Source organism: Rhizobium sp. NFR03 (assembly GCF_900111275.1).
Classification (GTDB): Bacteria; Pseudomonadota; Alphaproteobacteria; order Rhizobiales; family Rhizobiaceae; genus Ferranicluibacter.
The window spans coordinates 904,634-926,852 of record NZ_FOGR01000001.1 but is presented as its reverse complement, the minus strand read 5'-3'; the positions used below and the strand labels follow the sequence as shown (position 1 = coordinate 926,852).

16 protein-coding genes are annotated in these 22,219 nt (G+C 62.7%); 6 read left to right on the top strand and 10 right to left on the bottom strand.

What is annotated here, in order from left to right; translation table 11 throughout:
- The first annotated feature begins 33 nt into the window (after nucleotides 1-33).
- Nucleotides 34-2,319, top strand: a complete 2,286-nt coding sequence (locus BSG19_RS04345) for an FdhF/YdeP family oxidoreductase (protein WP_092985126.1) — start codon at nucleotides 34-36, stop codon at nucleotides 2,317-2,319.
- Between the two features lie 68 nt (nucleotides 2,320-2,387).
- Here the strand turns inward: BSG19_RS04345 and BSG19_RS04340 are convergent, their stop codons facing one another.
- The 5 genes from BSG19_RS04340 to BSG19_RS04320 all read right to left on the bottom strand — a co-directional run bounded on the left by BSG19_RS04340 (nucleotide 2,388) and on the right by BSG19_RS04320 (nucleotide 8,112).
- Nucleotides 2,388-3,149, bottom strand: coding sequence for a meso-2,3-butanediol dehydrogenase (locus BSG19_RS04340; protein WP_092985124.1), 762 nt, complete (start codon nucleotides 3,147-3,149; stop codon nucleotides 2,388-2,390).
- Between the two features lie 63 nt (nucleotides 3,150-3,212).
- On the bottom strand, nucleotides 3,213-4,322 hold the full coding sequence (locus BSG19_RS04335) for a catalase family protein (protein WP_092985122.1): 1,110 nt from the start codon (nucleotides 4,320-4,322) through the stop codon (nucleotides 3,213-3,215).
- Nucleotides 4,322-6,574: a xanthine dehydrogenase family protein molybdopterin-binding subunit gene (locus tag BSG19_RS04330; protein ID WP_092985120.1), complete on the bottom strand. Its 2,253-nt coding sequence runs from the start codon at nucleotides 6,572-6,574 to the stop codon at nucleotides 4,322-4,324. Before BSG19_RS04330 ends, BSG19_RS04335 begins: the two co-directional genes overlap by 1 nt.
- 9 nt (nucleotides 6,575-6,583) lie before the next feature.
- Complete coding sequence (locus tag BSG19_RS04325) at nucleotides 6,584-7,600, bottom strand: FAD binding domain-containing protein (RefSeq protein WP_092985118.1); 1,017 nt, start codon at nucleotides 7,598-7,600, stop codon at nucleotides 6,584-6,586.
- Nucleotides 7,597-8,112, bottom strand: a complete 516-nt coding sequence (locus BSG19_RS04320) for a (2Fe-2S)-binding protein (RefSeq protein WP_092985116.1) — start codon at nucleotides 8,110-8,112, stop codon at nucleotides 7,597-7,599. Before BSG19_RS04320 ends, BSG19_RS04325 begins: the two co-directional genes overlap by 4 nt.
- 165 nt (nucleotides 8,113-8,277) lie before the next feature.
- Between BSG19_RS04320 and BSG19_RS04315 the strand changes: the two genes are divergently transcribed.
- Nucleotides 8,278-9,117 (top strand): non-homologous end joining protein Ku, encoded by an 840-nt coding sequence (locus BSG19_RS04315; RefSeq protein WP_092985114.1) that lies wholly within the window; start codon nucleotides 8,278-8,280, stop codon nucleotides 9,115-9,117.
- 2 nt (nucleotides 9,118-9,119) lie between these two features.
- Nucleotides 9,120-11,684, top strand: a complete 2,565-nt coding sequence (gene ligD / locus BSG19_RS04310; protein WP_092985112.1) for a DNA ligase D — start codon at nucleotides 9,120-9,122, stop codon at nucleotides 11,682-11,684.
- 24 nt (nucleotides 11,685-11,708) lie between these two features.
- Here ligD and BSG19_RS04305 read toward each other — a convergent pair whose 3' ends face one another.
- Both BSG19_RS04305 and BSG19_RS04300 read right to left on the bottom strand, forming a co-directional pair.
- Nucleotides 11,709-12,500: a non-homologous end joining protein Ku gene (locus BSG19_RS04305; protein WP_092985110.1), complete on the bottom strand. Its 792-nt coding sequence runs from the start codon at nucleotides 12,498-12,500 to the stop codon at nucleotides 11,709-11,711.
- Nucleotides 12,501-12,581: 81 nt separating this feature from the next.
- Nucleotides 12,582-13,877 carry a PQQ-dependent sugar dehydrogenase gene (locus BSG19_RS04300; RefSeq protein ID WP_092985621.1) on the bottom strand — a complete coding sequence of 432 codons (1,296 nt, stop codon included), beginning with the start codon at nucleotides 13,875-13,877 and terminating at the stop codon, nucleotides 12,582-12,584.
- A gap of 206 nt (nucleotides 13,878-14,083) precedes the next feature.
- On the opposite strand from BSG19_RS04300, the gene BSG19_RS04295 reads away from it, so the two are divergent.
- A complete protein-coding gene (locus BSG19_RS04295; RefSeq protein WP_092985108.1) occupies nucleotides 14,084-15,184 on the top strand; it encodes a glycosyltransferase family 4 protein in 1,101 nt (366 codons plus the stop codon).
- Nucleotides 15,181-15,942, top strand: coding sequence for a polysaccharide deacetylase family protein (locus BSG19_RS04290; RefSeq protein WP_092985106.1), 762 nt, complete (start codon nucleotides 15,181-15,183; stop codon nucleotides 15,940-15,942). The genes BSG19_RS04295 and BSG19_RS04290 overlap by 4 nt, the downstream gene beginning before the upstream one ends.
- A gap of 70 nt (nucleotides 15,943-16,012) precedes the next feature.
- Here the strand turns inward: BSG19_RS04290 and BSG19_RS04285 are convergent, their stop codons facing one another.
- Nucleotides 16,013-16,843, bottom strand: a complete 831-nt coding sequence (locus BSG19_RS04285; RefSeq protein WP_092985619.1) for an MBL fold metallo-hydrolase — start codon at nucleotides 16,841-16,843, stop codon at nucleotides 16,013-16,015.
- 227 nt (nucleotides 16,844-17,070) lie between these two features.
- Here BSG19_RS04285 and BSG19_RS04280 point away from each other — a divergent pair, with 227 nt between their 5' ends.
- Nucleotides 17,071-18,819, top strand: coding sequence for a metallophosphoesterase family protein (locus BSG19_RS04280; protein ID WP_170865856.1), 1,749 nt, complete (start codon nucleotides 17,071-17,073; stop codon nucleotides 18,817-18,819).
- 3 nt (nucleotides 18,820-18,822) lie between these two features.
- Here BSG19_RS04280 and BSG19_RS04275 read toward each other — a convergent pair whose 3' ends face one another.
- Together BSG19_RS04275 and BSG19_RS04270 are read right to left on the bottom strand one after the other, a co-directional pair.
- Complete coding sequence (locus BSG19_RS04275; protein WP_092985102.1) at nucleotides 18,823-19,284, bottom strand: cyclic nucleotide-binding domain-containing protein; 462 nt, start codon at nucleotides 19,282-19,284, stop codon at nucleotides 18,823-18,825.
- A 90-nt stretch (nucleotides 19,285-19,374) separates the two neighbouring features.
- On the bottom strand, nucleotides 19,375-22,152 hold the full coding sequence (locus BSG19_RS04270; RefSeq protein WP_092985100.1) for an ABC transporter transmembrane domain-containing protein: 2,778 nt from the start codon (nucleotides 22,150-22,152) through the stop codon (nucleotides 19,375-19,377).
- Nucleotides 22,153-22,219: the final 67 nt, after the last annotated feature.

Sequence of the window (22,219 nt, the reverse complement as noted above, 5' to 3'; positions counted from 1 at the left end):
GTTCCTGTTGCTACCGTCTCTGGAGCTTCCGATATGTCCAACGTGCCCAAGATCACGACCTACGCCGCGCCTGCCGGCGGATGGGGGTCGGTCAAGTCGCTGATGCGCCAGGCGCGGCAGAGCAAGCGGCCGGTTTCCATCCTGCCGGGGCTTTCCAAACAGAACAAGCCGGATGGGTTTGCCTGTGTCAGCTGTGCCTGGGCAAAGCCTGCAAAGCCTCATCCGGCGGAGTTTTGCGAGAATGGTGCGAAGGCGACATTCTGGGAGCTGACGGCCGACCGTGCGACGCCGGAGCTGTTTGCACGCCATACGTTGACGGAAATGAAGAGCTGGGACGATTTCAAGCTCGAATCCACCGGTCGCCTGACGCATCCGATGCGCTACGATGCCGCGACCGATCGCTATGTCGAAACCAGCTGGGAAGACGCCTATGCCGCCATCGGCGCGGAGATGAAGGCGATCCAGGCGGAGGACCCCAAGCGAACCGTGTTTTACGCATCGGGCCGCGCCTCGCTCGAGACGTCCTATATGTATGCCCTGCTGGCCCGGCTTTACGGCAATAACAACCTGCCGGATAGTTCGAATATGTGCCATGAATCGACGTCCGTCGGTCTGCTGGAAAGCATCGGCCAACCGGTCGGCACCGTGCGGCTGGACGATTTCGAGGCTGCGGATGCGATGTTCTTCTTCGGGCAGAACCCGGGCTCGAACAGCCCGCGCATGCTGCATCAGTTGCAGGAGGCCGTGCAGCGCGGAGCGCGGATCGTCACCTTCAATCCGCTCAAGGAGCGCGGCCTCGAGCGGTTCGTCAATCCTCAGGATCCGGTGCAGATGCTGACGCAGAACGCGACCGAGATATCCTGCCAGTACCATCAGGTGAAAGCCGGCGGCGATATCGCGGTAATCGTGGGCATGGCGAAGGCGCTGCTGGAGGCGGACGATGCGGATCTGCAGCGCGGCGGCAAAGGCGTGCTCGACCGCGAATTCCTCGCCGAGCACACGACCGGCGTCGATGACTTCATCGCCTATGTCAGGGCGCAGGACTGGCTGGCGCTGGAGCGGGAATCCGGTCTCAGCCGCACCGCGATCACGGAAGCAGCCGGCGTTTACATGAGCGCAAAGAGCGTCATGGGTATTTATGGCATGGGGCTGACCCAGCACAAGCTCGGCGTCCAGACAGTGCAGGTGCTTGTCAATCTCCTCCTGTTGCGCGGCAATTTCGGCCGTCCCGGCGCGGGCATCTGTCCCGTGCGGGGTCATTCCAACGTACAGGGCCAGCGGACCGTCGGGATTTCGGAGAAGCCGGAACTGGTGCCGCTCGACAAGCTTCGGGAGCTCTATGGCTTCGAGCCGCCTCTCGAGGAGGGGCTGGCGACCGTGGATGCCTGCAAGGGCATCATCGAGGGAACGGTGGACGCCTTCATCGGCCTCGGCGGCAACTTTCTGCGAGCCGTGCCGGAGCAGGGGCTGATGGAGGAGGCATGGCCGCGTATGCGGCTGACGGTGCAGATCGCGACCAAGCTCAATCGCGGCCACCTTTTCAATGGCCGTGTCGCCTATCTCCTGCCATGCCTTGGCCGCACCGAGATAGACCGGCAGGCGAGCGGACCTCAGACCGTGACGATGGAGGACAGTACGTCCTGTTTTCACGGGTCGAAGGGGTTCCATGCGCCGGCCGCCGATACGCTCCAGTCGGAAATCCGCATCGTCGCCGAACTGGCGAAGGCGTCTCTCGCACCGAACCTGCGGGTTCCCTGGGATCGGTGGGTGGACGATTACGCCACCGTGCGCGATGCGATCGAGGCGACCTATCCCGACCTCTTCAAGGACTTCAACAAGCGGATGCACACGCCGGGCGGCATGGAGAAGCCCCTGCCGGTGCGCGACAGGATCTGGAAGACGGAGAGTGGAAAGGCCGAGTTCAAGCTACCGACGTCGCTGTCGGCAAGCTTTTCCGGAGACGGCCCCGACGTACTGCGACTGATGACGCTACGCTCGAACGACCAGTTCAACACGACGGTCTATGGCTATGACGACCGGTTCCGTGGGGTGGACGGCACGCGCATGGTGCTGTTCCTCAACAAACGGGAGATGGCGCGGATCGGAGCGCGGGCAGGCGAGAAAATCGCGCTCGAAACCGTTGCCGATGACGGCGTCGCGCGCCGGATCGATGGTCTGCAGATCGTACCCTACGACATTCCGGACGGATGCTGTGGCGCCTATTATCCGGAGTGCAACGTGCTGATCCCGCTTTGGCAACATGCCGAGCGGAGCAAGGTGCCGGCTGCGAAATCGGTGCCGGTGCGGATCGTGCGATAGCCGGTCTTGGATGCAAAAAAGCCCGCTTGCTGAAACAGCAGGCGGGCTTTTTTGCATGGTCTGAAAGCCTATTGAGGTGGCTGACCGTTGGAGGCGGAGACGCCACCATCAACCGCGATATTGGCGCCGGTGATGAAGCTGGCATCCGGGCTGGCGAGGAAGGCGATAACGGACGCGACCTCCTCTGGCTCGCAGACGCGACCGAGAGGGATGCGCTCGTAGAACGTCTGGAGCAGGGGCTCGTCGTCCATCATGTCCTGCGTCATTCCGGTGCGGGTGAGGCTGGGGCAGACTGCGTTGACGCGGATGCCGCGCTTGCCGAGGTCCATGGCCAGCGCGCGGGTGAAGTTGACGACGGCGCCCTTGGCGGCGTTGTAGGGGCTCATCCCCCAGTCACCGCCCATGCCCGAAACGGAGGCGGTGTTGACGATGACGCCGCCGGTCTTTTCCAGATGCGGGATTGCGGCGCGGCAGCCGTAGAAAACACCGTCCGCATCCGTCGCCATGACCTTGCGCCAGGCATCGTCGGTTATTTCCTCCGGCTTGCCGCTCTCGGCGGTACCCGCATTGTTGACGAGGACATCGATCTGCCCGAAGCGATGGACCGCGGTTTCCACCAGCGCGTCTACGGACGTGGATTGGGAGACATCGGCGACCTGCACGAGGGTGCGATCTTTCGGAAAGGCCTGCGCGGACGTCGTGAGCGTCTCTCCATCCTTATCGACCATAACGACGCAAGCGCCTTCGTCGGAGAAGCGGCGCGCTGTCGCCGCGCCGATGCCGGAGGCTGCACCGGTGATGATGACAACCTTGTCTTTGAAGCGATTCATGCAAATTTCCTTATTCCAGTCTCTGCTGCAGCACGGAAACGCTGCGGCATTCGTATCCCCGCCTTATTCGGCGGCAATGGGACAGCGGGCGCCGGGTTCGCGCACGGGCACGGGGTTGCGCTCCGAGCGGAAGGCTGCGGATTTGTCATAGGCTTCGCGGCGCATCCGCATGATGGAGCCGAGCGGCTGGTGCTCGACGATGCCGTTCCACGGGCGGAAGGACATGCCGTCGTCGATGCGCTTCTGCTTTTCGTCCGTCCAGGCATCCTGCGATCTCACAGTCAGCCTTGCGACCGGGATGAACGGGCTTTCGTCTTCGTCCCAGAGGGCGGACGCATCTTCGACGGGCATGGTTTCCAGATCCGTACAGAGCTGCACGCGCAGTTCCCATGTTGCCGTCTCGCCGCCGAAGAAGCTGCGGACCGCGTGCCGCAGCGCATCTTCGTCCTTGTTCGCATTGATCGGCTGATCCTTCAGGGCTTTCAGGTTCTCGCTCACCGGGACCAGTGCAAACTTGGCGATATAGTCGCCATAGCGATGCGGCAGCTGCGTGAAGAAGCTCTCGCCGAGAATATGCGTTTCGGGATGGCCGCCGAGCGTCTTCAACGTTGCGCTCTCTGCGCCGAACGTCTCCAGCGCGCTTTCCACGGCGCGGAAGACCTTCGATGCCACTTCCTTCGTCCGCTCCATGCGGTCCGTGGTCAGCGCCAGACCCTTGAGGTTTTTCAGGAAGGCCTTGGCGCTCGGCGAGTTGAACTGCTTGCCATTGACCATCAGGAAATCCTGGCTGGTCGAACCTTCCAGTCCGCCCGGCAGGCGCTCTCCATCGACATCGAGGATCTTCAGAGAGAAGCCGCGCGGTGTCGACACGCTGTCGTGGAGGATATCGCCCGGCGACGTCGAGAGGCGAATGACCGCCTTGTGCCGGCCGGACTTTGCGAAGATGCCTTGGGCCAGAGGTGCGGGCAGATCCGGCAGGATGTCCAACTCGCCATCGAGCAGGCCATGGCTCTTCGCATGCACGCTGCGCACGGCGTGGCCGCCATTGCGCCATGTGGTGTGGGCGATGGACAGCAGCGTATCGGCCAGCGCACGGGACGTTTCCGGCTCGTCCTTCTCGATGATCTCGACGTCTGAACGATAGCGTTCAAGCTTTTGGGGAAGCTGGGTCATCAGTGCTTCAACTCGCTTTCGAGGATCTTGTCGATGGTGATGGGGAAGTGGCGGAAGCGGGTGCCGGTCGCATGATAGATCGCATTTGCGACCGCTGAGGCCACACCGACGATGCCGATTTCGCCAAGGCCCTTGACGCCGATCGGACTTGCCTTGTCATCGTGTTCCTCGACGAAGATCACCTCAAGGTCGGGAATGTCGGCGTGAACAGGCACGTGATATTCGGCGAGATTATGGTTCATGATGCGGCCGGTGCGATGGTCGATCATGCCTTCCTCGTGCAGCGCCATGCCGATACCCATGACGATGCCGCCCAGAATTTGGCTGCGGGCCGTCTTGGGATTGAGGATGCGGCCGGCGCCGATGGCGCTGACCACGCGTGTCACCCTGATAACGCCGAGCTGCTCGTCAATCTTGACCTCCACGAACACTGCGGAGTGGGTGTAGCTCACAAACTTGCGCATCTGCAGCATGTCCGGCCCGGCCTTGCCGGGCTCCTCGACGGAGGACAGTTGTTTCGAGGCGAGAATATCCGACAGGGCCACGCCGACCTGGCTGTTGACATCCAGCACCAGCCGTCCATCCCGGATCACGACCTCCTCCGGCGTCGCGTCGGCGAGCGGGGACGCGTCCATGTCCTGCGCCATGTCGAGCAGCGTGGCCTTGACCGCTTCCGCCGCGATCTGCACCGCGGAGCCGGTGGAGGCCGCCGTCCAGGATCCGCCTTCCACGCCTGTGGTCGGCAAGGTCGAATCCGCTATCGCGACGTGGACGGATTCGATCGGCACATCGAATGCCTCGGCCCCCAGCTGGGCAAGGATCGTGTAGGTGCCGGTGCCGATATCGGTTGCCGCGGCAGACACCGTGACCTTGCCGTCGATCGCATAGCGGACTTTTGCCTCCGCCTGCGCCATGCCGGCTTCCCAGAAGCCGGTCGCCATGCCCCAGCCGACGAGATCGTGCCCGTCGCGCATGGAGCGGGGCGCTGTCGACCGCTGGTTCCAGCCGAACGCTGCCGCGCCCTCGCGGTAGCAGGAATGCAGCGCCTTCGACGTCAGCTGCTTGTCGTCGTTCTGGTCGAAGTGGATGAAGTTCTTCACCCTCAGCTCCAGCGGGTCCATGCCGATTTCCGATGCAAGCTCGTCCATGGCGGATTCGAGCGCCAGAACGCCCGTCGCCGCACCCGGAGCGCGCATGTCGCCGGGCGTCGACATATCGACCTGGGCGAGCTCATAGGTCAATTTGGCATTGTCGCATTTGTAGGCAAGGCCCGACCAGTTGACGACCGTCTCCTGATAGTCCTCGTAACGCGATGTCGCCTCGACAGCGTGGTGCATGACCGATTGCAGCATGCCGTCCGCATCGGCAGCCAGCGACACTGTCTGCACGGAGGAAGGCCGCCATGTCAGCGCGAACATCTCCTGTCGCGACATTTCCACCTTCACGGAACGCTTGAGGTCGAGACTCGCCATGACCGCAAGGAAGAGCTGATGCTTCGGGCGCAGGCCCTGGCCGAAGGCGCCGCCGACATAGGCATTCTTGACCACGACATCATCCGGGTCGAGCCCGAAGATGTTGCAGATATAGTCGCGCGAGGCCTGAGACCCCTGCGTCTTGTCATGCACCGTCAGTTGCTTGTCGTTCTCCCAGAACACGGTGGTGGCAAACAGCTCCATCGGATTGTGGTGCTCGCCCTCCATCACGTATTCCGCCGAGATCCTGTAGGCGGCCCCTGCGAAGGCCTCTTCCGGCTTGCCGCGGGGCTTGGGCGGCGGCTGGATGCCGGAGCGCTTCTTCTTCGGCTCGTAGGAATTCGGGTACACCTTGAGAAGATTGGTCTCCGGCGTTTCCGCCTTGTATTCCACGGTGACGAGCGAGGCGGCATCGCGGGCAGCCTCGTAGGTTTCCGCGATGACCAGTGCGACCGGCTGACCGTCGTACTGGATCTGCGGCTTTTCGAGGGGCCGGAACGGGCTGCCGGGCGGGGCGACACTGTCCTGCCACTTGCTGTCCCACCAGGCAGCGCTCGGGCGGTTCTCATGCGTATAGACCTTGACGACACCGGGGAAAGCCTCTGCCTTCGACGTGTCGATGCTGCGGATCTTGCCGCTGGCAATGGTCGAGACGACAACCGCGCCGTGCAGCATTCCCGGCTCGTAGTGCTCGGCCGCATAGGGTGCCTTGCCGGAGACCTTCAGCGGGCCATCGATACGGGAGACCGGCACTCCCACGATTTTGGACGGGTTGAACATGACGGTCTCCTAGCGGATGGCTTTTTCGGACTGGACCTGCGGCGTGCCGCTGGCGGCCTGCGTCAGGGCGCGGATGATCGTCCGCTCAGCCATCGGGATCTTGAAATCGTTGCCGCCCTGACCCTTGGCGCCGGCAAGAAGCCGCTGTGCCAGCTGGCGGAACGTCGCCTCATTGGCAGGCTTCCCGGCGCACTCGGCTTCGGCGAGCGGATCGCGCCATGGCTTGTGCGCGACGCCCCCCAGCGCCACCCTGATATCCACGATCTCGCCGTCCTTCATGTCGATGGCAGCGGCAACCGAGACGAGGGCAAAGGCGTAGGACAGGCGGTCGCGGATTTTCAGATAGCTGTGGTTTGCAGCAAAATGATCCGGCGACAGGCGTAGGGCGACGACCATCTCGTTTGGTGCGAGCGTGTTGTCATGTTGCGGCTCGTCGCCGGGTAGGCGATGGAAGTCGAGGAAGGAAATGTCGCGGCGACCATCCGGGCCCTCGACCTCCACCACCGCGTCGAGCGCCGCCAAGGCAACGCACATGTCGGAGGGGTGCGTGGCGATGCAGGACGCGCTTGTGCCGAGGATCGCGTGGATGCGGTTCACACCGCCGATCGCGCCGCAGCCGGACCCCGGCTCGCGCTTGTTGCACGGGCTTGCCGGGTCGTAGAAATAGTAGCAGCGTGTGCGCTGGAGGAGGTTACCTCCGGTGGTCGCGGCATTGCGCAGCTGGGGGGACGCGCCCGCAAGGACGGCGCTCGCCAGCAGAGGAAAGCGCTCGATGATAACAGGATCATAAGCGAGGGCCGCGTTGCTGACCAGTGCGCCGATCCTGAGTGAGCCATCTTCAAGGGTCTCGATGTCCTTCAATGGCAGGCGGTTGATGTCGATGACCGTAGCGGGGCTCATGACATCGTATTTCATGAGGTCGACCAGATTGGTGCCGCCTGCCAGAAGCTTTGCTTGCGGATCTGCGGCAAGGGCTGCCACGGCGCCCGCGACATCTTCGGCGCGGATGTAAGAGAACTGTTTCATTCCGCAGCCTCCTTGAAGTCTTTGGAAGTCTGGCCCATCACCTGCTCGATCGCATCCGCGATGTTGGTGTAGGCTCCGCATCGACAGAGATTGCCGCTCATCAGTTCGCGGATCTCCTCGCGCGAATGCGCGTGGCCTTCACTCATGAGGCCGGCGGCGGAACAGATCTGTCCGGGCGTGCAGTAGCCGCACTGGTAGGCGTCGTGATCGACGAAGGCCTGCTGCAGCGGGTGAAGGTTTCCGGGCTGTCCAAGCCCTTCGATCGTGGTGATCTCGGCCCCATCGAGTGTGACGGCGAGTTTGAGGCAGGAATTGACGCGCTGTCCGTCGATCAGGACGGTGCAGGCGCCGCACTGGCCATGGTCGCAGCCTTTCTTGGTGCCCGGCAGCTCCATCGGCCCGCGCAGCAGGTCGAGAAGGGTGACCCATGGAGCGACGTTCAGCTGCTCTTGCCTCCCATTCAGCGTGATCACGATGGGAATGGCCATTCGTTCGGCATCGGCTTGAAGCATAGCAAACCCTTTCCTGTTTCGTCCGGCCTGCCTAAATCCGGTTCGCCCTAAATCTGGAGATGCCACTCAACTGGATGCGGGTTGGAATGTTCCGGCCGGAACCTCTGCCCGGCCATTCCGTTTGGTTTGCACACGGAAGCGAACAGAGTAGCGAGGACGCGACGGATGGCACGACGGGCGAGCTGGAAAGGCCAGCTGAAACTGCGAGATCTCACCTGCGCGATCGGTCTCTACACCGCCATCTCCTCGTCGGATAAGATCTCGTTCAACATCATCAATCGCAAGACCGGGCATAGGGTCGAACGGCAGTTCGTGGACAGCGAAACCGGCAAGCCGGTCGAACGCGACGACCAGATAAAGGGCTATCCGCTCGACAATGGCGATTATATCGCGATCGAGGGGGATGAGCTGGCGGCTCTGATGCCCGATAGCGACAAGGTGCTGAAGGTCACGCGGTTCATCGCCATCGATGCGGTGGATACGCTCTATTTCGACAAGCCCTACCATCTCGCGCCTGTCGAGGATCACGACGAGGAAACGCTCGCGCTGATCGCGCGCACGATGCGCGATGAGAACGTTGCCGCGATTGCGGACGCCATCCTCTTCCGGCGCAATCGCACCGTTCTCATCCGCCCTCAGGACGACACGCTGATCGCGACGACGCTCAACTTCGATTACGAGGTTCGCTCGGCGAAGACCGCGTTCAAGTCCATTCCCGAGATCGAATTCGACGATGAAATGCTGGAGCTTGCCGGGCACATTATCGGCACGAAGTCCGGCAGTTTCGATCCGGAGAGCTATTCCGATCGCTATAACGATGCGCTGGCTGAATTGGTGAAGGCGAAGATCGAGGGGCGGACCATCGAAAAGAAGGCGCCGCCGAAGCACAACAACGTTGTCGACCTCAAGGAGGCCCTGCGTCAGAGCGTTGCGCGTTCGGGCACGAAGGAAAAACCCGGTGCCAAGGGCAAGGCTTCAGGCTCCCGGCAGAAGAAGGCGAGTTAGGCATGAGCCTCGACACCTACAACGCCAAGCGACGTTTCGACGCAACGCCGGAGCCGAAAGGCGAGGCTGCCAGATCCGGTAAGCGGAAGGCTGCAGCAAGCGGCGCGAGCTTCGTCATCCAGAAGCACGATGCGACGCGGCTGCATTATGATTTCCGGCTGGAAATGGATGGCGTGCTGAAAAGCTGGGCCGTGACCAAGGGGCCGAGCCTCAACCCGGAAGACAAGCGGCTGGCGGTCCATGTCGAGGATCATCCGCTCTCCTACGGAGATTTTGAAGGGGTGATCCCCAAGGGTCAATATGGCGGCGGCACGGTGATCGTCTGGGATCGCGGCACATGGGCGCCGATCGGCGATCTCGCGAAGGCGTATCGCAAAGGTCATCTGGAGTTCACGCTTGAGGGGGAGAAGCTTCAGGGGCGGTGGCATCTGGTGCGCATGCATGGCCGACCGGGCGAGACGCGCGAAAACTGGCTGCTGATCAAGGGCGATGACGAGGCGGCCCGGGACGACAGCTTCGACATCCTCAAGGAGCGACCGGAATCCGTGAAATCGGGGCGAGACCTGAAGGACGTGGCAGATAACCCCGACGATACCTGGAACTCGAAGAGCACGGCCAAAGGCAAGGCAAGCACATCGAAGCCTGCTGCGCAAAAACGTGGCAAGCCTGCCAAGGTGACGACGGCTGCGGAGGGGCAGGCGCATGCCTGGCCGAAGGGCGCGAAGAAGGCGGCGCTGCCGGATTTCGTGGAGCCGGCGCTGGCGACCCTCAAACCCAAGGCGCCGTCCGGCGAGCGATGGGTGCACGAGATCAAGTTCGATGGCTACCGCCTGCAGGCGCGCATCGAGAACGGCACGGTCCGGCTGCTCACCCGAAGCGGCCTCGACTGGACGGATCGGTTCGGCGATCAGGTGGCAGCGGCTTTCATCGGCCTGCCGGTGGAAACGGCGCTGATCGACGGCGAGATCGTCGTGCAGAAGGACAATGGCGCATCCGACTTTTCTGCTTTGCAGGAGGATCTGAGCGTCGGGCGTAGCGACCGGTTCATCTATTACGCCTTTGATATTCTGCATCTCGACGGGCACGACCTGAGAAATGCAGCGCTGATCGACCGCAAGAACCTGTTGCAGAAGCTCATCCTCGCCGACAGCCCCACTGTTCGCTTCAGCGAACATTTCGAGGACAATGGCGATCTCGTGTTGACGCATGCCTGCCGTTTGAGCCTCGAAGGCGTGGTGTCCAAGGAAAGATCCGGCAAATATCTTTCGGGCCGCAACGGCAGCTGGATCAAGTCGAAATGCTCCGAGCGTCAGGAATTCGTGATCGGCGGCTATGCTCCGTCCTCGACATCGGATCATTCGATCGGTGCGCTCGCGCTCGGCGTCTACGAGGATGGCGAATTGCGCCATGTCGGCCGTGTCGGCACCGGGTTCAGCCACGCGACGGCAGACATGCTGTTCGAGGCGCTTTCTGCAATCGAGCGCTCGGACAATCCGTTCCGTGACAAGTTGACGGCGGACGCGCGGCGCGGCCTGCACTATGTCGAGCCGAAGCTGGTGGCGGAGGTCGAGTTCCGGGCCTGGTCGGCGGATGGCAATTTGCGCCATGCGTCTTTTCGCGGTCTGCGAGAGGACAAGCCGGCAAGCGAGGTACGTCAGGAAAGCCCGGCCGCGGAAAAGGGCCGCAAACCGCCAGCCCTTCCCAAGGCAGCGATCACCCTGACGCATCCGGACAGGGTCTATTGGCCAAGGGAAGGCGTGACGAAGCAGGGACTGGCCGAATATTACGCGCAGGTCTGGTCGTTCATGGCGCCCTATGTAGTGGACCGTCCGCTTTCGCTGCTGCGCTGCCCGGATGGCATAGACGGCAAGCAGCGCTTCTTTCAGAAGCATGCCTGGCGCGGGATCAACAAGGCAATCGACCAGATCAAGGACCCGAAGGACAAAGCGGGCGAGCCATCGTTGCGCATCACCGATTTTGACGGCCTCATCGCGCTCGTCCAGTCCGCAGCGCTCGAGATTCACCCCTGGGGAGCGACGACGCGGAACTGGGAAAAGCCCGACATGATCACCATGGACCTCGATCCCGGGGAGGACGTGAGCTGGGCAGAGATCATCGAGGCCGCTCTTCTCTTGAAGGAAGAGATAGAGGCGAAGGGGCTCGCTGCTTTCGTCAAGACATCCGGCGGCAAGGGCCTGCATGTGGTGGTTCCCTTGAAACCCTCCGCCGGATGGCCGGCTGTCAAAGCCTTCGCCAAGGCACTTGCAACGGATGCGGCGAAGAAGGATCCGGATCGCTACCTCGCGGTGGCGACCAAGGCCAAGCGTCGCGGGCGGATCTTTATAGACTATCTTCGGAACGGTCGCGGAGCGACGGCGGTTGCACCGTACTCAACGCGCGCGCGGCCGGGTGCAGGCGTCTCGGCACCGCTCGAATGGTCGGAACTGTCGGAGGCCATCGGGCCGGATTACTTCACGGTCGATAACATGCCTCCCCGGCTGTCCGCTTTGAAGAAAGACCCTTGGGACGGGTTCTTCTCCGCCGCAAAGGTGCTTCCGAAAGCCTAAGGGAGAACACGGAGAAGCGTGGCCTTAGCCGCTCTTCTCCTGTTGCAGGCTTTTCTTCAGGGCATCCATGATGTTGATGACGTTGCCAGAGGATTTGACGGGAGCACGCGCCTTCGTGGCCGGCTTGCCGTCCTTCTTCTGGCGGCTCTTGATGAAGGCCTTGATTTTCTTCTGGACGGGGTCCTGAACCAGCGTCGGGCTCCACGCCCCCTTGTCCTTCTCGACGAGCTTTGCGAGCGCCGTCATCTCCGCCTTGTCGCCCTTCGCCTTCACGTCGAGTTCCGCGATGGCCTCGCGAACGTCTTCTCCATAGTGCAGTGTCCACAACACGATGCCCTTGCCGTTGGGAACGAGCAGTACGGCGCGCTCCCGGCGATAGAGGACAAGGCGGGCGATGCCGACGACGTTCTTGCGGGTCATCGCCTCGCGGATCACGCAGAAGGCCTCTGCGCCGACCTTGTCTTCGGGTACGAGAAAATGCGGCTTGTCGTACCAGATCCAGTCGATGGAATCGCGGGGTACGAAGGTGGAGATGTCGATGGTGCGTGTGCTCTCGAGACCGACACCCTCGATCTCGTCGTCTTCGAGCAGGACATAGTCGTCCTCGCCTTTGGGGAAGCCCTTGACCTGGTCCTTGTCCGCAACCTTCTTGTGGGTCACGCTATCGATGTAACGACTTTCCACGCGGTTTTTCGTGGCGCGGTTCAGGACGTGGAAGCGGACCTTTTCGCTCTCGGTGGTCGCGGGCGTTAGCGAAACCGAGGCGGTGACGAGCGAGAGCCGGAGGTAGCCTTTCCAGAAGCTGTTGCGGGCCATGTCGGGTTTCTTGTCCTTGATAAGAGGTGGCGGATCATCAACCCGCCACCTCCGAAAAAGTTGCCGAATGGCTGCGCGCGATCAGCCCTGCCGCGCGAGCCTCAGGATGGCCGACGTACCCTCCTTCGGGTTTTCAGTGACGGCATAGATCGCGCCGTCGGGGCCGATCTTCACGTCGCGGATACGGGCATCGAGGGGTATGCGCTCCTCATGGCTGACCTTGTCGTCATCCATGTGCAGCACGACAAGGCCGGTGGAAACGAGGCCACCGATAAGGGCCGCACCGTCCCATTCCGGAAACTCGGTACCGCTGTAGAACACCATGCCGGAGGGGCCGATGACCGGATCCCAATAGTAGACAGGCTGCTCCATGCCGTCCTTCGCGGTGATGCCGTCGCCAATCGCAGAGCCGCTATAGTCGATGCCGTAGGTGATGACCGGCCAGCCGTAGTTGAGGCCAGCTTTCGGCATGTTCAGCTCGTCGCCGCCCTTCGGCCCGTGTTCGACGGTCCAGAGCCGGCCCTTGGCGTCGAGTGCTGCCGATTGCAGGTTGCGGTGGCCGTAGCTCCATATTTCCGGCTGTGCGTCGCCCTTGCCGGCGAACGGGTTGTCGGCGAGCGCCTTGCCTGAGGTATCGATGCGGAAGACCTTGCCGAAGCCGCTCTTCAGGTCCTGCGCGAAAACCCGCGTCTCGCGGTCGGAGCGTTCGCCCACCGTCACGTAGAGTTCGCCATTGTTGCTGAAGACGAGGCGGGAGCCGTAGTGCTTGGTGTTGTCGTAGCCAGGCATCTGGCGGAAGATGACGGTGACATCTTCCAGCGCCGCGCCGCCCTGCTCGTCGGTGACCAGCCGGGCGGAGGCGACGGAGGTGCCATTGCCCTCTTCGCGGGGCTCGGAAAACGAGAAGAAGATGCGGTTGGAGGTGGCGAAGTCCGGAGCGATGGCGACGTCCAGCAGGCCGGCCTGACCGTCCGAGATGACGGCGGGAACGCCTTTCAGCGCCGTACTGGGCTTGCCGTCGGCACCGACGATATGCATGGAGCCCTTCTTGGCGGCGACCAGCATGCGGCCGTCCGGCAGGAACTCCATGGACCAGAGCTGCGGCAGGCCTTCCGCGACTGCCTGATGGGTAACGGTCGGCATCTTGTCCGGCTGCGGCGCGCGCGTCTGGTTCTCGAAGGCAGGTTTCTGGTCGGGAGCGTTCGCCTCTTCCGTCTCGACCGGCTTGCCCGCGGCCTTCACCTCGCCGGTGGCGGGCGGTTGTCCTTCGACATGGTCGATCGGAGAGGTGTCGCCCGTCGACTGCGCCATGATGGGACCGGCGGCGAAGAGTGCGGTCAGGACGGTTCCGGCAAGGAGGCAAGCACGCGTTTTCATCGAAGTTCCTGTCTTTATGACGGCGTCAGGCGACGCATTGACGATGAGCCAAATGTAGCGCGCGGATGACGGAATACTCATCGCGGCCTGTTCAAGAATATTTTATCGCCGCGTCAGCAGGCACACTGACCCGAGCGATCCGACCGGAATCATGTTCGAGCAGAAGCGTTTGGAGGCGGAGGCGAGGATGGTGTAGATCAAGGCGCATGAAAATCGCATTCTACGCCCCCCTCAAATCGCCCCGTCATCCGGTGCCCTCCGGCGACCGGCTCATGTCGAGGCTGATGATGCAGGCGCTGGAGCTGGCCGGGCATCAGGTGACGCTCGTCTCCGAGTTGCGCAGTTTCCTGCGGGCGCCGGAGGACATTGGCGGTATCGAGGCGATGGCGGCCGTTGAGCGTGAACGCATCTCGCAGGATTGGCAAGCGAATGGCGTACCCGACTGCTGGTTCTGCTATCACCCCTATTACAAGGCGCCCGATCTGCTGGGGCCGTCCCTCTCCGGCGCTTATGGTCTCGGTTACGTTACGGTCGAGGCTTCCTATTCCGCACGTCGCGACAGGGACGGATGGGCCGCGGCGCAGGGGGCTCTTCTCGAAACGCTGACGTCGGCATCCGTCAATATCTGCATGACCGAGCGCGACAGGATCGGCATTCTCGACGGTGCGCCGGTTGCGTGCGTCGAGCGGATGCAGCCGTTCATCGATCCCGCGCTCTTCCTCGCCCGTGAACCAGCGCCACATCCCGGTCGTCTCGTCACCGTGGCGATGATGCGTCCGGGTGACAAAATGGACAGCTACCGGATGCTGGCCGATGCGCTTTCGCGCCTGCTGCATCTCCCCTTCACGCTGTCGATCATCGGCGACGGAAAAGCGCGCGCCGAAGTGGAAGCTCTGTTCGCACCGCTTGGGCCCGGCCGGGTCGTGTGGTGCGGCGAGCGATCTGCGGAAGAGGTCGCGGCTCTCCTGTCGACCTCAGCGCTTTATGTCTGGCCCGGCTGCGGCGAGGCTTACGGGCTTGCCTATCTGGAGGCGCAGGCCGCAGGTCTGCCCGTGGTGGCGCAGGCGATTGCCGGCGTTCCCGAAGTGGTGGAAAACGGGCACACGGGCGTGCTGACGCCGCCAAGCGATACGGAGGCCTACGCGCAGGCCATTGCCGGTTTTCTCCGCGATGAGACGCGGCGGCAAGCCATGGGCGTGGAGGCTCGATTGTTTGCAGGGGGGGAACGCGGGCTTGCGCCCGCCGCCGCCCGGCTCGGCGACATTCTCGACCGGCATGTTCATGTGACGCGGGAGCCACGGCCATGAACGCGAGGGCAGATACCGATATCACCGCCGTGCTCGACCGCTTTCAGGAGGCGGGAAAGATCGCCCGCTTCTGGCTGCGCGACGATGACGCCATCGACCCGACGCCGGCGCTCGACCGACTGCTGGACCTGACGGACGCCCATGGTGTTCCCGTGGCGCTTGCGGTCATTCCGGAGCCGACGGGCGAAGCGCTGGTAGAGCGGCTCGAAAATGCACCGCTTGCGAGCGTGACGGTGCACGGGTGGCGGCATGCCAATCATGCGATCGAGCCATTCAAGAAACGGGAACTTGGAGCGGATCGTCCGATAGATGTCGTTCTGGCGGAGCTTTCGTTGGGCTTTGGCAAGCTTTCGGCCCTGCATGGCAGCCGGTTCCAGCCCGTGCTCGTTCCGCCGTGGAACCGGATCGATACGGCGCTCCTGCCGAGCCTCTCCCGGCTAGGTTTCCGGGCTTTCTCGGTTTATGGACCGGAGAAACCCGCAGCGCTGCCGATGATCAACACGCATGTCGACGTGATGGACTGGCACGGCACCCGCGGTTGCCGCGATAGAGATACCTTGCGGCGTGAGATCGTCTCGCGGCTGAACGTCTGTCTGGAGACCGACGGTTGTCTTGGCCTGCTTACGCATCACCTCGTCCATGACGAGGCCGTGTGGGCGTTTCTTGGCCATCTGTTCGAAGCGACGGGGTCACACCCCGCCTGCCGGTGGGTTGGGCTTCCGGATCTGGTCGGGGACATGCCGCCGCCCGAGGAGTAGTGTTCCACGCTCGTGCGCGCTGTCGTGCTGCAGACACCAGGTGAAAACAAACCTCGAAGACGCTTCCTGCTCAGAGATCGACGATCTGCCCGTCGAATGCTGCAAATGCCCCGCTAAAGAGGCCCTTCGCCTGTTTCTCGATCGCATCGAGCGCATCATCGGTGCGGAAGGGTGCGTGGTGCATGAAGGCGACGCGTTTTGCGCCGGCTGCTTTGGCGAGCCGGATGCCATGCTCCCAGGAGGAATGGCCGTAGCCGACATGCCGTTCCATTTCGGCGTCGTCATACATCGCGTCGTAGATGAAGAGATCGCAGCCCTCAATCAGGCCGAGCACCGTCGGGTCGAGCGTGCCGGGGTGATGTTCCGTATCGGTGATCAGGGCGCAGGCGCGCCCGCCCCATTCGACGCGGTAACCGACGGCGCCGCCCGGATGGTTGAGACTGCCGGTGCGAATTTCGACGCCGCGGACGGGCGTGAGAAGATCGCCGGAGCGAAAGTCGCGGGCATCCAGCGCCGCGCGGCAGATATCGGGCTCGACCGGAAACCATGGCGGCCGCATGAACTCGCCGATCATCTGGCGCGTCGACATCCGCCCTGCAAGATGCCCGGACCAGAGCGTCACGTCGGCGGAGTGGTCGTAGAGCGGCGGAAAAAAGGGCAGGCCGATGATGTGGTCGTAGTGACAGTGGGTGAAGAACAGGTTGAACGCGGACACGCCTTCGGCCTTGAGCGCGACGCCAGCCGGCATCAGGCCCGAGCCTGCATCGAAGATCAGGCGTTCGTTGCCGCATTGCATCTCGATGCATACGGTCCGGCCGCCATAGCGCTGGAACTCGGCCCCCGCTACCGGAAGGCTTCCCCGAACGCCCCAGAAACGTACGCGAAACAGATTGTCGTTCACACTTTGCTTCAGTTTCGACACGCCCCCTTTCGGTGGCTTGCCGACGCTGTCCCTCTGCTATCGGTGGGCCAGGATCGACCCTGCCGGCTTCTTGCGTCCGGCCGTATTTTCGCCATGTTATCCAAACTGTCCACATGAAGCGAGACAGGCATTCGCTTTTTCTCGCTTCTCGTGTCACAGACAAGGGCACGCTATCTGATCCCGCTTTCAAAACCGTTGCCTTTGCCATGCCTCTCCAGGAATTTCCGCCGATCGCCGTGATCGCAGACGCCCATGTTCACGACCCCGCTGCCGATTTCGGCTTTCCCGGCGCGGTCCACACCTGTGGCCTTTCCGTTCGGCCTCTGGCGGAGGCAGCGCGGTCCACGCGGGTGTTCAACGAGAGCCTTCAGGCCTTCCGCACGGCGCTCGACGATGTCGCTTCCCGAGGTATCCGTTACGTGGTTCTCCTCGGCGATTATACAGACGACGGGCAGGTCGCGACCACCGCAGCCGTTGCGGCGATTCTCAAGGATTATGGCGAGCGGCATGGTATGTCGTTCTTTGCGGTGCCTGGTAACCATGACATCTTCGCCGACGCCGGCCGACATCGTACCAAGCGGTTTCTGGCGGCGGACGGATCGAGCGCGGTGGTGACGAGCCATCCGGTCAACACCTCGGGCGCCTGCCTGCCGCCGGGGATTCCACACGATCTTCCAGTGACGGTGTCTCCCGACATGTTCTGTCCCGGCTATCCCGACGGGCTGTTGCCGGTCGCGGAGCACGGCTATTTTCCGCAGCCATCCTATCTTCATTGGGAAACACCCTTCGGCATGCAGGGCGCGAGCGCGGAACGCATGTTCACCGCCGTCTCATCGAGCGGATCGACGCAGCGACCTCTGATGGAGGCCTCCTATCTCGTGGAGCCGGTCGAGGGGCTGTGGCTGTTGATGATCGACGCGAACGTGTTCGTGCCGATCGATGGCTCGGACGAGTGGGTCGACAGCACGTCCGCCGGCTGGAATGCGATGCTGGTGCACAAGCGCCATGTGATCGACTGGATGACCGATGTCGGAGCGCGGGCGCGGCGTCTCGACAAGCGTCTCATTGCGTTCTCCCATTATCCAGCGCTCGATCCGCTGGATGGAACGCGGGCGGCGGAAGTCGCGCTGCTCGGGCCTACGGCGACATCGGGCCGCATTCCGGCGGATGCGGTCGGAGGGGCGTTCATCACGGCAGGCATCCCGCTGCATTTCAGCGGACATCTTCACGTCAACGACACGGCGCGGATGCGGCGAGGGGACGGAGCCTTCGTGAACGTCGCCGTTCCCTCGCTCGTCGGGTTTCCCCCGGCCTACAAGATCCTGACGTTGCACGGAGATACCGCCGAGATCGAGACGGTATCTCTCGGCGATATGCCGATGGATCCAGCGATCGGAGCGCTTTACAGCGCTGAAGTGCGGCGCACGGGCGTCAGGACCGGGGGAATGGCCGAGGCGAACCGCTATGGCGACTTTCTTTCGGCTCATGTCGGGCATCTCGCCTGGCGGCGGCACCTGAAGCGGGAATGGCCAGCGCCGCTCGGCGCATTATTGCGTGCGGCCACGCTCGGCGATCTCGCGCGGCTCGCCGTTCGACCCGTCGTTCCGATGGAGGATGCGGTTGCCATGCTTCCGGTGGCGCGCGATCAGACGAACGCTTGCGGCGAGGGCGCCCCGGAGACATTGTCGGCGATCGCGTTCCTTGGCGACTGGTATCGCCTGAGGATGGGAAGCGATCTCGGGTTGGCTTCGGTCTCTTCGCAGCGCCTGCGGTTTTATGACAGGCTTTCGGCACTCTATCTCGCGCAGCCTTGGCCGGAGGGCTCGGCACAGGGTGGCATTGCGGCGATGCTGTCGCTTTTCGAGGCCTATCGCCGGGGTTTGCCCTCGAAAGATTTCCGGATCGATCTGCGGACGGGCGAAATCACGGCATTGATTCCGACACCTTCCGATTAAAGCCTATTCGAGTTCGCGCACGCGGCTGCGGGCTTCCGTCAATTCGCTCGTCGTGTGGCTTAGGCGGTCTGCAAGCACACGCATGATCTCGATGGTGATTTCCGGAAAGTCGGTGAGGAGCTTGATGAAATGGTCCTTGCGGATGCGCAGGGCCTCGACCGCAGTGGTCGTCTTCACGGTTGCCGTTCTCGAGACGTCACACAGGATGGCGATCTCGCCGACGATCGAATTGCGCTCGACTTCGGCTACGCGGATCGGGCCGGTCGAGGATTCGACCAGGATCTCTGCCTTGCCATCCAGCACGACATAGGCTGCATCGCCGGCATCGCCCTGATGGAAGAGCGTTTCGCCGACGCCGTAGCTCACGCGGTCCGAGGTGAAGGCCAGCAGCTTCAGCTTCCCCGCTTCCACGCCGGAAAAGAGCGGCACCCGCCGCAGCATTTGTACTTCGTCCTTCAGCAACATCAGCTCGTCAACTCCCCATATTCGGCGCTGCCTGCCCGTGCGTTCCGGGCAATACATCGGTGTCTGTGCGTCTTTTGGTGCCTTCGACTATCACGAGGTTACCAACTGTTTAAAGACACCGTCATTGTTTACCAGATTGGCGTGCGTGTCATCCTCCACGAGCGCGCCGCGATCAAAGACGAGCACGCGTTCGAACAGCTTCGTCAGTCCGTTGTTCGACAGGACCCAGATGATGGCCGGATTGGCGCCGTTGCGGGTCAGCAGTTTCATAACGTCGCGGACGATTTCGTCCTGAAGCCGGTGATCGAGGCTCGGGAGCGGCCGGTTGAAGACGTAGTAGTCCGAGCGGCGGATGATGGCGCGCGCAAGGTTCAGCTTCTGACGCTGGACAGCCGTCAGGCGCTTGCCGCCAGCACCCAGATTGAAGTCGAGGCCGATATCCAGCACCTGCTCGATCAGGCCTTGCGAGTTCAAAAGGGAAGATACGATGGCGCGGATACGCTTCGAGCCGTCCGTGTGCTTATGGCTGATGCGGCCGAAGAGCACGTTGTCCATGAGGCTGGCGGAGGCGAGATATTTTTCCGGATCGTAGCGCTCGATGTCGTGCTGGAGGTCTTCCGGCATGTTCTCGTGGAACTGACGGCGGACCTCGACGATCTGCGCCATCAGGTCTTCGGTCAGAAGACCGAAGCGGTGGCGGGGCTCGACATAGTTGAAGCTCAGGCGGATGATCTGGTAGCGATCGTCCTCCGTCGCCGTCTCAAGTCCCTTGCCGGCATATTTCTGCAGCAGCAACTGGTAGGCCGGGATGTCGTCGGCCGTCATGAAGGTCAGCTGCTGGAAGAACGGATGGTCCGGCGGCAGGTCGGCGAAGAGTTCCACCGCGTTTTCGGCGATCTGGTAGCCCATGTCGAAAAGCACGCGATCGATGCCGGTTTCCGAGACGACCTTGCGGAAATAGGGATTCTTGGCGATCGCGCGGCCGGCCACGCTCGGGGCTGTCGCCGTGCCGAACAGCAGGTTCTCACCGACCGTCGCTTCCATATTGTATTCGCCGGGCTCGAAATAGGCGATCAGCCCGTTGAGGCCGGCTTCTTCGAGCTCCTCGCGCAGGGCCTGGCGCATGTCCACGATGCTGGCCGCAAAGTCCGGCCTGTCCGCCGGGTCGATATTGGTGCGGAGTGCAAGGTCGAGAATGTCCTTCGACAGTTGCACCGTGTCGAGCACTGCAAGGATCGAAGGAAAGAGATCTTCGGCGTGCGTCGCGCCGGCAGCGATATAGTCGATCCAGTCGCTATTGACATCATAGTCGGGATTTCCGGCGAGCTTGGCTTCCACCACCTCCCACTTGCGATGGGCGGCGAGGCTGCCCTCGTAGGTGGCTGCTGCCAGCGGTGCGTGCTTCAGGCCGTAGAGAAGATTGTCACGCAGCGAGCCGTAGAAGAAATATGTATCGGACGATGCATAGGTGATGCTGCGGCCGACGACGGATTCCGGCATGTGAAGGAGGTCTTCGCCGCCAAGCGAGACCTTGCCGCCCTCCGGCCAGATGAGGCGGCCGAAGGCTTCGGCCAGAACGTCGCCACCGCTGGCGGCGCCGCCGATGATCGCCACCTTCTCGCCCGACTTGATCTCGACCGAGACATGCTCCAGCAGGCGGGCACCGCTGTCGTCGGCAAGGATGAGGCCGGATGCTGCAAGGGGGCCGGCTGGAGCGCAGTTCTCGTCCTTGCCACCGGCTGCTCCCGCAGCGCCGGCAACGGCCGCGCCGGCTGCAATTGCGCCAACGGCGGAGATGGCCTGGATCTTCGGATCGATCAGCGGATCGACCGTGAACTGCTCGACCACCTGAACATATTTCACCTGCACGTCCTGACGCAGCTGGTCCCAGTCGATCAGCTCCTTCAGGGGGCCCGGAAGGTCCTTGTAGGCGCTGATGACCGCAACGAGCTGACCGATGTCGAGCTGGCCGCGCAGGGCAAGGTAACCGCCGATGCAGTAGAACAGGAAAGGCGTCAGCTGCGCGAGGAAGTTGTTGATGAACTTCACCATGAACTTCCACTGGTATAGATCGTAGCGGATCTTGTAGATCCGCCCCAGCCGCGCTGCCACATCGGCGCGCTCGTAGTTCGAGGTATCGTAGGCGTGGATGGTGCTGATACCGTCCACGATCTCGCTGACGCGGCCCGCAAGCTCGCGCGCGGTAATCTGGCGTTCGCGGCCGAGCACCAGAAGGCGGCGGCGCATGCGCGGAATGATCGTTGCCTGAATGCCGACCATGAAGGCGGCGATGAAGCCGAGCCACATGTTCTGCATGAAGATGAAGGCGAGCGCGGTCAGCGCCTGCCCGCCGAGCAGAGCGGGCGACACGAAGGCATCGCCCGTGAAGCCGCCGAGCGGTTCCACCTCGTCCTTCACCATGGAGGAGACTTCCGCCCCCTTCATGCGCTTGAACTGGGTCGGCGGGAACCGGAGGATGCGATCCACGAGTTCGAAACGGATGCGGCGCAACAGGCGCTCGCCGAGCCGCCCCTTGTAGGTATTGATGTAGAGCTTGAAGAGACCGTTGATGATGACGAGCAGGAGGAAGACGACGCTCAGCGCATAGAGCGTTTCCATACGCGTCAGGTCGATGCCGTTGAACAGCGTGACGTTGCCGATCCAGGGCAGGGAGAAGGAGATGTCGAAGAACCGCTCGGTCGCGCCCGGTTGCTCGAAACCCTTCCCCTGTATCGGCCCGTTGACGATCTGCTTGGGCAGATCGAACGACAGGAAGTACGGGATCATCGAGACGGCGACGACCAGAAGGATCCACATCTGCTGCTTGCGCGTGTGGGTCCAGATGTAACGGGTAAGGCGTATTTCCATGAAGGGCTGCCATCGAGACGAAGCGGAGACGACGCGGCGGACCAGGTGCTCGTCTGTCTCCTCCGTT